The following is a 12,058-nucleotide window of genomic DNA, read 5'->3' on the forward strand; positions in this document are numbered from 1 at the left end:
CGGAGTCTCATTGAGTCAGGCAGGCGCGCGAAAACGCGCCGAAAAGGACTGACGATGAGACGGCGATGCGCTCCCGGTCAGCCCCGCGAGGTGAAGCGCGGGGCGGAGACAGGTCCTCGGGTTTGCGCCTGGAAGCAGTGGTGCGCCACCAGCCTCCCCTTTCCGTTCGATCCAACGGGCGTGATCATACCGATGCCGTTTGAAATGAACAGCGCTTGGGTGGCGTGCTGGCCGCAAAGCTGCACTGCACCGTGTCGGCTACCGGCCGTGAGGCGCTATGAAAGGAGCTCCTCAGTCCCGCCGGAGATACCCGATTGCCAGGAATGCGGCCGGCAACCCGATCAACGCGGCGCATTCCTGTCCTGCCCTCGCCTCGCCCTCAGAATTTCACCGCCAGATTCGCCTTGAAGGTGTGGTCCTGCGTATCGGTCGCGAGCTGGCCGGCATAGGACACCCCGAGCGTGGCGTTCTTGCTGATGGCGAGGTCGAGGCCGGCCTCGACCAGCGCCGCGTTCTTCGCAATCGGCAACCCGGCCACGGTGAAGGCGTTGGAACCCGAGAAGGCGAGCGTCGTGGCCGGGTCGACATCCCCGAAGGCATGACGCCAGGCCAAGGTGCCGCGCAGCGTCAGGTCCATGCCCGACAGCGCGAACGCGGTCGAGGCACGCAGGCCCAGCGTCGCATAGCCGAGATTGGTATCGTCGCCGCGGCCCGACAGCGCCGCCGCGCCGCCGATCTCGTTGAAGCCGTCGGTGTGCAGGCTGACATAGGTCAAGCCTGCGAAGGGCTCGAACGAAGCCTGGCCGAGTTCGATGCGATAGCCGAGCTCGCCGAAGACCTGCGCCGTGCCGGCATTATAGTCGCTCTGCAGCCCGTCGCCGAAGCCGGCGAAGGCAACCCTGCGGCGGGTCGAGACGTCGTGCCAGGTATAGCTGGCACCGGTGCGCAGCCCGAGCGCGCCCCATTGCCCGCCGCCATAAAGGCCGAGGTGATAATTGTCGCTCTCACCTGAGGAGAGCCGGCCCTTCACATCGAATTCGCTGTGGCTGTAACCGGCGAGGAGGCCGAAGCGCATCGTGTCGAAGACGCCGAGATCGGCGCCGACGACAACGCCGCCGGTCGAGCGTGTCAGCTTGGCGATGCCGGGCTGGGCGTCGCTCCTGCCCCAGGAGCCGAAGCCTTGTCCCCAGACCGCGAAGCGCTCGGTGTTCAGCCGCGGCATCGGCCCCTTCACGGCGGGCGCGAGATCGGCCGTGAAGCCGTAATTCATCGTCGCCATCGGGGCCGAGCCGACCGCGCCGAAGGCCGAGCGCAGCCGATCGTTCATCGCGTTGTGCAGCAGCCAGCTTTCCTCGAGCAGCGCCGTCTTCGCCGAGCCGTGGATCTCGCCGGAGAGCGCGTCGAAGGCGGCGCGCGCACCGGGCGCATCGAGCATGAGCAGGCTGTTGTAGAGAGCCAAGGTCCCGCCCAGCTGCGGCAGGCTGTTCAGGGCCAGCGCGGTCGAGAACTGGTTCGGCGACTGCGCCACCGTCTGGAACACGGCCGGCGGCGTGACCGGCGGGGTGACCGGCGGCGTGCCTGGATTACCTCCGGGAGACGTACCGGGATCGCCGCCAGGCGGCGTGCCGGGATCGCTGCCCTTGACCGCGATGACGAGGTCGACCTGGCCCGGCTGCTGGTCGACCGTGAGATCGAGGAAGGCCGATGATGAGACCGGGCCTTGGGCGCTGCCGGTGACGCCGCCGGTCGCGGTCAGGATCGTATAGCGCTGGCCGTTGATGTAGCTGGTCTGCGGATCGAGCGCGCTGATCGCGAGCCGGCTGCCGGTCAGCGTGGCGCTGCCGCTTACGACGATGCGGTCGGACGAGCCGTTACCGGCGATCTCGGCCTCATAGGTCGAGCCGGGCGCCAGCACGAGGTTGCCGTTGACGGTGAGCGTTCCGATCGAGTTGCCGGGCGCGATCGTGCCGCCGGACTGGATCGTGGTGGCGCCGACCGTGCCGTTGCCGCCGAGCGTCGCGCCATCCAGCACGGTCACGGCCGAATTCGCGAGCGAGCCGTCGACCGCAAGCCGCCCGGCCGCGACCGTGGTCGCGCCGGTGAGCCCGCTCGTGCCGGTGAGCGTCAGCGTGCCCGAGCCGAGTTGGGCGAGCGAACCGGAGCCGGAGATCGCCCCGGCGAAGCTCACCGCATCGGAGCGGTCGAAGGCGAGCGTGCCGTTATTGACGACATCGCCAAGGAGCGAGCCGCTCGTGCCGCCGGCGCCGAGCTGCAAGGTGCCCGCTGCGACGGTGGTGCCGCCGGCATAGCTGTTGGCGCCGGTCAGGATCAGCCGGCCGGTGCCATCCTTGGTGAGGCTGCCTGTTCCCGAGATGACGCCGGCGAAGGTGCCGTCTGCAGTCTGCGCCACGGTCAAGGCCTTGCCGCCCAGGGTTACCTGGCCGCCCGCCCCGCCGGACAGGCTGGGGATGGTCGTCGCAGCCGGCGTCAGGTCCGCAATGTTCAATGTGCCGTTCACCGTCACGCTGCTTGCGCTCGCAAGGCTCGCGGTCCGGAACAGCGACAGCGTCCCTTGCTCGATCGCGACACTTCCGGTGAAGGCGCTGAGGTCCCCGCCGACAAGAAGGGTGCCCGCGCCGGTGCTGGTGAGGCGGCCGGCACCGGTGAAGGCGCCGGTCATCCGCAGCGTCTGGCCGCTTGCCACGTCGAATGTGCCGCCGCCCGCATCGAACTCAAAAGCGCGGGGCGTGGTCATCGTCGCCGTGACCGCAAGCCTGCCGCCGTCGAAGCTCACCCCGCCGGAACCAGCGCCGAGGGCGTCATTCTCGGAAATCTGCAGCGTGCCGGCCTGGATGACCGTTCCGCCCTGATAGGTGTTGGACCCCGCGAGGATGATGGTGCCGGCACCCGTCTTGGTGAGGGCGCCGGTGCCGGTGATCTCGGCCGAGACGGTGGCGGTTGTGTCCGCGCCCTCCGCCCAGAGCCGGCCACCGGTGCCGAGATCGAGCGCGCCGCCGAGGCCGGTCGCAATGATGAAGCCCGAGGTGAGGAATTCCAGGGTACCGAAGCTTTGCGTGCCCTGCACCGCCACCAGGCCGGGCGTGCCGTCGAATACACCGAAATCGCCGGCCCAGGTGGAGCGGGAATTGTCGCGGTTCAGCCAGGTGGTGCTGGAGTCCCAGATTCCGCTGCCGCCCAGCGTGCCGGCATTGGGGCTCCAATATTGGATGCTGGTGTCGAAGGCGGTCACCACGAGGTCGACGGCCGTGGCACCCACGTCCATAGCGACGGAAAAGTTGGCCGCAGGCACGGTTCCAAGCGCCAGGCCGGAATCCGTCAGGATCCCGTTGCTCTTGAAGACCCGATAGATGCCCGCGCCATAGCCGGTATCGCTGGCGACGTTGAGCGTACCGTCCAGGCTGAGCGCATTGGCGGTGAAGAGCGGCGAGGGACCGGCAGCGCCGAGCGTCACGTTGACGATGGCGCCGTCCTGGAGCGTCAGGGAGTCCATGGCGAGGCCGCCGCCCGGACCGCCCGCGAGGATGCCGCCGGACGCAATGGTGACGGCGCCGCCGACCGTGCCTCCGGAACCCGCGAGGCGCGCACCGCTCGAAACGCCGACATTCCCGCCGAGGGTGCTGCCCGACAGGAGCGCCAAGGTCCCGTTGCTGACGGTGGTGCCGCCCGCGAAGCTGCTGCTGTCGCCGGAGAGTGTGAGGGTGGCGGTCCCCTGTTTGATCAGGTCGCCGGAGCCCTGGAACGCGCCCGCGAAGGTGCCGTCTCCGTTCTGGCCGATCGTCAGCGACTTGGTGCCAAGATTCACCAGCGCACTGCTCGATACGCCGCTCAGCTGCGCGATCGTCGTGCCCGAAATCGTGTTCGAAATGTCCAATATGCCGTCGACGGTGACGGATGACGCCGCGGCGAAGGACGCGGCGCCGGCCAGGGCCAGGGTCCCGGACTGGACGCCGACCGCGCCCGTGAAGGCGCTGCTATCACCCGAGAAGGTGAGCGTGCCGGTGCCGGTCGCCAGGGCGAAGGTGCCGCTGCCGGTCAGGGCCCCCGCGAAGGCGGTGTTACTGCCCTGGTTGAGGTTCAGCGTCTTGCTGCCCAGGCTCAGCGTTCCCGCCGACGAGCCGGAGAGGTTGGAGATGGCAACGGCGCTCAGGGTGGTGCCGGAGATGTCGAGCGTGCCGTTCACGGTGACGCTGCTTGCGGTCGCGATCGATGCCGCGCCCGACAGGGCCAGTGTGCCATCCGCCACGACCCAGGGGATGGTGGCGGTGGTGGCGTCGATCAGTGTCCAGGTCCCGCTGGCGATCTTGTTGACCGTGCTGAAGCCGCGATAGGTCGCGCTGTCGCCGATGCTGCTGGCAGCGAAGCTGGCCGGCCCCGTTCCGCCCAGGGCCAGGACCGCGCCATTGCCCAGCGCATTGCCGCCGACGGAGGATCCGGGCCGGATCTCCAGCGTCGTGCCGGCGCTCAGGCTCATGGCGGTGGCGGAGCCACTCGCCGCGTCGATCGCGCCTGAATTGATGATGGAGACGTTGGTCGCTGTGGGAGCGACGAGAATGCCGGCGCCGCCGAAGGTGCCGTTGCCGCCACCGCTAATCAGGCCACCCGCGGTATTGCTGATGGTGACGCCGGCAGCATTCACATAGACGCCCGCACCGCCGAGGCCGGACGCACCGAATCTGGCGTTCGAGGTGGTGCCGCCTGCACCGCCTGCGCCACCGGCTATGGTGCCCGAATTGGTCAGTTCGGCGCTGCCCCAGAGCGCGATACCGTTGCCGCCACCGCCGCCGCCGCCACCGCCGAAGCCGGCATTGCCGGTCCCGCCTGCACCACCGGCTCCGCCCGTGATGGACCCGGCATTCTCGACCTGACCTGACGTGACGTAGATACCACTACCGCCACCGCCGCCGCCGCCACCGCCGCCGGAGCCTCCGACGCCGCCGGAGCCACCGTGGCCGCCCACGATGGAAGACGTCGGATCGATCGTCAGGGCGGCACTGCCTCCCATGAGGATGCCTTGACCGCCGGCGCCGCCGCCGGCGGCCCAGCCGAAGGAACCGTTGCCACCCGCACCGCCCGCTCCGCCGATCAGGGTCGAGCCCGATGCATCGAACGGGCCGCTGGTGCTGAGGATGGCAGCGGTTCCACCGCCGCCACCGCCGCCGCCATAATTGCTGGTACTCGCGCCATTTCCACCGCTGCCACCGACCGATGGGCCGATCGGGCCGCCGGGATTGATCGAGGCGGCAAGCGTTCCGCCACCTCCGCCGCCGCCTGCCGCGCCGGACCCGCCATCGATTCCGCCCGCTGTTCCGCCGCCAGCCGCATCCGCGCCGCCGCCGCCACTCCCGGCGGCTCCGCCGCCGCCCGCATTATAGCCGCCACCACCACCGCTATCGGCGCCGCCGCCGCCGCCAGTTCCGCTTCCACCACCGTTCCCGCCATTTCCCGCGCCCAAGCCCGGGCCGGGAGATGGGAACCCGGTGGGAATGCCGTTGCTGCCGCCGAAGGTGCCCCCGCCGGTCACGGTGCCGGCCGTCCCGGCCAGTCCGCCCATGTCGCCGGGACCGCAACCCGAGCCGCCTGCGCCCCCGATGGCGTTGGCACCATTCATCGTCGAAGTGTCGGGGCATACTGCCAGGGCCGGGTTGACGGCCAGGATGCTCAGGAGCGCCACACCCGAGAGAAGGGCGGAGGCACGCAGCACCCTGATTGTTCGCGAGCGGCCGTTCGGCTGGCGGGCGGCAGGCAAAGGCGAAGCAGGCGCAGGCATCGGCATCTCACGGCGGCGCCGCCGGAGTTCCGGCAGCTAAGAAGTGATATGAAGAGACATGCACGAGCTTGGCTTGCGCTTGCGCAGCGACATTATCGACGGGTCACCACGGCCAAGTTTGCGCAATCGCTTCATTCAAACCGACCAAGACGTAAAAGAGCACCCGCCGATTCTGCAATGCGAATGCCGAACTCCGCGCCATCTCTCCGCGGCCGTTGCGAGAATGACACTCATTTGACCATCGTGATGATGGGGCGTAACGGCTACCGGCGGCGGTTTCACCGGGCCCGCATCTTCAGCGTGTCACGGTCGCGCCGCAGTGCTAGCGTCTCCTTCTGCGCGCATTGCCCCGGGAGAGCGCCATGGCACAGGATTCGTGTTTCAACCGCCGTGACATGGTGAAGGCGGGAGCCGCGATCGCGGCCAGCGCCGCCCTGCCCGCCTCGCTCGCGGCGCAGACGCCCGCCAAGCTGAAGCTGCGCGTGCTGGAGACGACCGATCTCCACGTCAATGTCGTGCCCTATGATTATTTCCGCGACGCGCCCGACGACACGGTCGGCCTCGCCAAGACGGCGAACCTGATCAAGATCGCCCAGGCCGAGGCCAGGAACAGCCTGCTCTTCGACAATGGCGACTTCCTGCAGGGCTCCTCGCTCGGCGACTATGTCGCCTACAAGAAGGGGCTGAAGGCCGGCGACACCCACCCGATGGTCGCCGCGATGAACGCGCTCCCTTACGTCTGCGGCACGCTCGGCAATCACGAATTCAACTATGGCATGGAGTTCCTCGAGAACGGCCTCGCCAAGGCCGAATTCCCGCTGGTCTGCGCCAATGTCACCAAGGTCGAAGGCGCGCCGCTGATCGATCCGTGGATCGTGATCGACCAGAGCCTGGAGGACGAGGCCGGACAGAAGCACGTCCTGAAACTCGGCATCATCGGCTTCGTGCCGCCGCAGATCATGCAATGGGACAAGGCCAATCTCGACGGCAAGCTGGTGGCGACCGACATTGTCGACGCGGCCCGCAAGCACCTGCCGGACCTGCTCGCGGCCAAGCCCGACCTCGTGATCGCGCTCTGCCATTCCGGCATTGCCGGCGGCGAGCGCAAGGGCATGGAGGAGAATGCGGCATTGCATCTCTCCAGGCTCGACGGCATCGACGTCATCCTGACCGGGCACCAGCATCTGGTCTTCCCGGGTGGCAAGGCCTTTGACGACCTGCCGGGCGTCGATAACAAGAAGGGCGCGCTCAACGGCAAGCCGGCCTGCCAGCCCGGCTTCTGGGGCTCGCATCTCGGCATCGTCGATCTCGAGCTGGCGCAGCGCGACGGGCGCTGGAGGATCGCCGATTTCAAGGTCGAGCCGCGGCCGATCTATGAGCGCACGCCCGACCGCAAGATCGTGCCCAAGGCCAATGCCGAGGCCAATGTGCTGGCGACGGTGAAGGCCGATCACGAGGCGACGCTGGTCTATATGCGTGAGCCGGTCGGCGCCACCGCGAGCCCGATCAACAGCTATTTCGCGCTGGTGACGGACGACCCGTCCGTGCAGATCGTCTCGGAGGCGCAGATCGCCTACGCCACGCCGCTGATGGCGCAGACACGCTGGAAGGATTTGCCGATCCTCTCCGCGGCCGCACCGTTCAAGTCTGGCGGACGCGCCGGCCCCTCCTTCTTCACCGACATTCCGGCCGGGCCGATCGCGATCAAGAACGTCGCCGACATCTATCTCTATCCGAACACGATCCAGATCGTGAGGGTCACCGGCGCGCAGGTGCGCGAATGGCTGGAGCGCTCGGCCGGCATCTTCAACCGGATCGATCCGGCCAAGACCGAGGAGCAGGCGCTGATCGACCCCGGCTTCCCGGCCTTCAATTTCGACGTGATCGACGGCGTGACCTACAGGATCGATGTCACCCAGCCCTCGCGCTATGACGGCAATGGCGGGCTCGCCAATGCCAGCGCTAACCGGATCGTCGATCTCGCCTTCGACGGCCAGCCGATCGACGAGAAGGCCAGCTTCATCATCGTCACCAATAACTATCGCGCCTCGGGCGGCGGCAATTTCCCGGGCACCAAGACCACCGTCGTGCTGGAGGCGCCCGATCTCAACCGCGACGCGATCGTGCGCTACATCATCGAGAAGAAGACGATCGAGCCCAAGGCCGACGGCAACTGGTCGCTGAAGCCGTTGCCGGAGGGCGTGAACGTGACCTTCGTGACCTCGCCGGCGGCGGCCGGGAAGCTGCCGGAGGGCTTGAAGGCCGAGCCGGCGGGCGATGGCGGCGAGGGCTTTGCGAAGTATCGGCTGCGGGGATAGAGAATTTTCGCGCTTCTCCGAACCGCAAAGATTCTCCAGTTATTTGTTTGACGCATTTTCTTCACGCGAACCGGAATCCACTTCGCTCGAAAATGCTTGGGTTATTTGTTTTTACGCATTTTCTTCACGCGAACCGGAATCCACTTCGCTCGAAAATGCTTTGGGTCAGCCGACGATCTGGTTGAGTTCGATGACGTTCATGCTGGGATCGCAGACATAGATCTGCCTGAGGCCGGCGATCGCCCAGGACCCCGGATCCGCATAGACGATTCCCACCGCATCGAGCCGGCGTTTGACGGCATCGAGATCCTGCACGGTGATGGCGACATGCCCGCCGACACTCGGGTTGATCGGCATGTTGTGCTTCAGGGCGAGCATGAGATCCGGCCGGCAGATATGCAGGCCCGAGGTCCCCTCGCCGAAATAATAGGCGCCGGTCTTGGCGTTCGAGGTGACGCCGGCAATGGCGTCGCGGGAGCGGCCGCCGTCGAGACCAAGGATCTCCCCGAAGAACTTCGCGCTCTCGGCGACGTTGTGAGCGTTGAGATTAACGTGATGCAGCGACCAACTGACCATTTTTCGTTCCCTTGCTGTCAAGCCTTCGTCATCCCGAGATGGTCCATGAGCTGGCCGAGCAGCGCGATCTCGCTCTCGAGATAACGCTGCATCGCCTCCGGCGTACCGCCGCCGGGCGTGCCCCCGGTGGCCGCGATCTTCTCCGCGACCGACGGTGTCGCCAACGCGGCATTGGCGGACTTGTTCAGCTTGGCGACGATCTCGGGCGGAAGCTTCGCCGGCCCCATCAGGCTGATCCAGCCCATCAGGTTGAAATTGTCGAAGCCGAGTTCGGCAAAAGTCGGCACGTCGGCAAGTCCCGGCAGGCGGGCTGGCGTCGATACGGCAAGCGCCTTCAGAGTGCCGTCCTTCACCTGCGATTGGATGATCGGCCACAGCGAGAAGGACAGGTCGATGCGCCCCGTCATCAGGTCGGACAGCAGATCGCTCGACTTCGTATACGGGACGTGGGTCAGGTCGACGCCCGCCCGCAGCTTCAAGAGCTCGCCGCCGAAATGGTAACTCGTGCCGCGGCCGAGCGAGCCGAAATTCAGCTTCCCGGGGTTCGCCTTGGCCTGGGCGATCAGGTCCGCAAGGCTCGAAATCCCGAGCTTGCCGTTGACCGCGAGGATCTGCGGGAATGTCGCGAGCAAGGCGATCTGCGTGAGATCGTTCCGCGGATTATAGGACAGGTTCGGGACGAGCCGCTCCGCCGTCGCGAGGGCCGAGGTGCCGCCGACGCCGAGCGTATAGCCATCGGGCGCGGCTTTGGCGATTGTCGCCGTGCCGATCGCTCCGGACGCACCGATCTGGTTCTCGATAATGAAGTTCTGGCCGAGATCGCGCGCCATCTGCTCCGCGATAAGCCGCATCACCACGTCCGAGCCCGCACCGGCCGGGAACGGCACGACCACCTTCACGCCGCGCGTGGGATAGGCCTCCTGCGCGCCGAGCGGTTCGATCCGCGCCAGCGTCAGCGCAGAGACCCCGCCGGCCAGCACGCCGCACAGATTTCTCCTCGTCCAATCCATTTTGCGTTTCCCCGATCTTGTTCTTTGCAGCAAGCGTACTGCATGCAATTTGGAATGCAAGACGACATTACGAGCTCGCGTGGACGCTCCCCCTTGCGCAACGGTGGCGGCGCTGAAGGCCATTCGATTGATGAAGTTCGGGGTGGAAGCGCTGACAAACCGCACGCCGAAGCTCACGCGGCGTTGCGGTGGATGGCCGACGCGCCTTGGTCGGCAGCATTGCGGCGCCGCCGATCCGAAGATGCTCTCAATCATCGGACCGATATCGTATCCGGTCAGGTGATCCAGCGCCTTGATCGCAATCAGCTTTTCAAGCCGATGCGCAAGCCAGGGTCACGAAATTCCCCGCTTGGCACGAAGCGATCAAGGCTCGTCGCCGGGGCAATGGCGCTGCATCAGATGGTGCGAGCGCCGGCTCACCCCTCCACCAGCCGCCGCGCGATCACCTGCGCCTGGATCTCCGCCGCGCCCTCGAAAATGTTCAGGATGCGGGCGTCGCAGAGCACGCGGCTGATCGGGTATTCCAGCGCGAAGCCGTTGCCGCCATGGATCTGCAGGGCATTGTCGGCCGCGGCCCAGGCGACGCGGGCGCCGAGCAGCTTGGCCATGCCGGCCTCGAGATCGCAGCGGCGCTCGGCATCCTTCTCGCGGGCGGCGAAATAGGTGAGCTGGCGGGCGATCAGGATCTCGGCCGCCATCATCGCAAGCTTGTCGGCGACGCGCGGGAAGGCGATCAGCGGCTTGCCGAACTGGATGCGCTCCTGGGCATAGCGCAGGCCGAGATCGAAGGCCGATTGCGCTACACCGACGGCGCGCGCCGCGGTCTGGATGCGGGCCGCCTCGAAGGTCTGCATGAGCTGCTTGAAGCCCTGCCCCTCGACGCCGCCGAGCAGGTTCTCCGCCTTCACCTCGAAGCCGTCGAAGGCGAGCTCGTATTCCTTCATGCCGCGATAGCCGAGCACCTCGATCTCGCCGCCGGTCAGGCCCTCGACGGGGAACGGGTCGGCATCGGTGCCGCGCGGCTTCTCGGCGATCAGCATGGAGAGGCCGCGATAGCCGGGCGCATCGGGATCGGTGCGCACCAGCAGCGTCATGATGTCGGCGCGGACGGGATGGGTGATCCAGGTCTTGTTGCCATGGACCTTGAAAACATCGCCCTCGCGCACCGCCTTGGTGCGCAGCGAGGCGAGGTCGGAGCCGGTATTGGGCTCGGTGAAGACGGCGGTCGGCAGGATCTCGCCAGCGGCGATCCGCGGCAGCCATCTCTGCTTCTGCTCGGCCGTGCCGCCGTTGAGGATCAGCTCGGCGGCGATCTCGGAGCGGGTGCCGAGCGAGCCGACGCCGATATAGCCGCGCGAGAGCTCCTCGGAGACGACGCACATCGAGACCTTGGAGAGGCCCATGCCGCCGAATTCCTCGGGGATGGTCAGCCCGAAGACGCCGAGTTCGGCCATCTTCTCGACCACCGGCATCGGGATGTAGTCGTTGGCGAGGTGCCAGTCATGGGCATGCGGCGTCACCTCCGCCGCGCAGAACCGGCGCATCTCCGAGCGGATCGCCTCGAGCATCTCGTCGAGGCCGGGATCGCCGACGCTGGCGAGGCCGTCGCTCTGGCTGAACAGGGCGACGAGGCGGGCGCGGTTCTCGGGCGTATTGCCCTCGGCGATCAGCGCTTCAGCCGCATCGCCGCAGGCCGAGGCGACCGCATCGGCCGAGAGGCCGAGCGCCGGCAGGCGCACGATCTCGCCCTGGCTCATCGGGATGCCGCCGAAGATCTGCGCAGCATATTCGCCGGCGCCGACGCGCAGCGCATAATCCTCGATGGCGCCGTAGCGATCCTCGGCCTGGAGGCGCTCGCCATAGGCCTTCATCTCGCGCAGCGCCATGACATAGGTCGCGAGCCAGGACAGGCCATGGGCGGCGTGCTGCTCGGCCTCGAGCCTGGCGGAGGAGATCTTGCCGTCGGCCGTCACCTTGCGGCGCAGCGCGGCGATCGCCTCCTCGAGCAGCGCCTCGAAGCCCGGCAGAGCGGCAGCGATGAGCGCGACGGCGGAGCCTTGCGTCTGCGGTTCGGCGGCGGCTTCGGCAGCGCTCATGTTTGCTCTCCCTTTGTTGCGATGCAGCATAGGGGAGATTCCGGGGAATGCGAAAGCCGTCTTTCGGCGGAGAGCGTCATTGTGAGGAGGGGGAGACCAGGGTGTTGTTTTCACGCGAACCGACGCCCGTCATTGCGAGCGCAGCGAAGCAATCCAGGGCGGCAGCGCTCCACGTCCCCCTGGCGACTGTGTCTGACGTCAAGTCTTGGAGGGCGGTTTGTCTTGCCATGGCCTGTTCTGGCGGGCCATTGAGCTGAGGGCGACGAGAAG

At 67.2% G+C, this 12,058-nt stretch carries 5 protein-coding genes; 1 reads left to right on the forward strand and 4 read right to left on the reverse strand.

Annotation, left to right across the window (positions count from 1 at the left end):
* Window positions 1-379: 379 nt before the first annotated feature.
* Window positions 380-5,788 (reverse strand): autotransporter domain-containing protein, encoded by a 5,409-nt coding sequence (locus EV560_RS35360; RefSeq protein WP_282568898.1) that lies wholly within the window; start codon window positions 5,786-5,788, stop codon window positions 380-382.
* 362 nt (window positions 5,789-6,150) lie between these two features.
* Between EV560_RS35360 and EV560_RS35375 the strand changes: the two genes are divergently transcribed.
* On the forward strand, window positions 6,151-8,106 hold the full coding sequence (locus tag EV560_RS35375) for a bifunctional 2',3'-cyclic-nucleotide 2'-phosphodiesterase/3'-nucleotidase (protein WP_131860575.1): 1,956 nt from the start codon (window positions 6,151-6,153) through the stop codon (window positions 8,104-8,106).
* A gap of 165 nt (window positions 8,107-8,271) precedes the next feature.
* Here the strand turns inward: EV560_RS35375 and EV560_RS35380 are convergent, their stop codons facing one another.
* From EV560_RS35380 to EV560_RS35390, 3 genes are all read right to left on the reverse strand, one after another.
* Entirely contained in the window at window positions 8,272-8,682 is a 411-nt protein-coding gene (locus EV560_RS35380; RefSeq protein ID WP_131860576.1) for a VOC family protein, read from the reverse strand.
* 17 nt (window positions 8,683-8,699) lie between these two features.
* A complete protein-coding gene (locus EV560_RS35385; protein ID WP_165923788.1) occupies window positions 8,700-9,692 on the reverse strand; it encodes a Bug family tripartite tricarboxylate transporter substrate binding protein in 993 nt (330 codons plus the stop codon).
* Between the two features lie 416 nt (window positions 9,693-10,108).
* Window positions 10,109-11,788, reverse strand: coding sequence for an acyl-CoA dehydrogenase family protein (locus EV560_RS35390; RefSeq protein WP_131860578.1), 1,680 nt, complete (start codon window positions 11,786-11,788; stop codon window positions 10,109-10,111).
* Between the last annotated feature and the right edge of the window lie 270 nt (window positions 11,789-12,058).

Origin of the sequence: Allobosea sp. BK604, assembly GCF_004341515.1 — a bacterium.
In the GTDB taxonomy this organism is placed as follows: Bacteria; Pseudomonadota; Alphaproteobacteria; order Rhizobiales; family Beijerinckiaceae; genus Allobosea.

Bases quoted from the DNA above. Each gene is read 5' to 3' on its own strand.
- EV560_RS35375 (WP_131860575.1), top strand. From the start codon at position 6,151: ATGGCACAGGATTCGTGTTTCAACCGCCGTGACATGGTGAAGGCGGGA.
- EV560_RS35380 (WP_131860576.1), bottom strand. From the start codon at position 8,682: ATGGTCAGTTGGTCGCTGCATCACGTTAATCTCAACGCTCACAACGTC.
- EV560_RS35360 (WP_282568898.1), bottom strand. From the start codon at position 5,788: ATGCCTGCGCCTGCTTCGCCTTTGCCTGCCGCCCGCCAGCCGAACGGC.
- EV560_RS35385 (WP_165923788.1), bottom strand. From the start codon at position 9,692: ATGGATTGGACGAGGAGAAATCTGTGCGGCGTGCTGGCCGGCGGGGTC.
- EV560_RS35390 (WP_131860578.1), bottom strand. From the start codon at position 11,788: ATGAGCGCTGCCGAAGCCGCCGCCGAACCGCAGACGCAAGGCTCCGCC.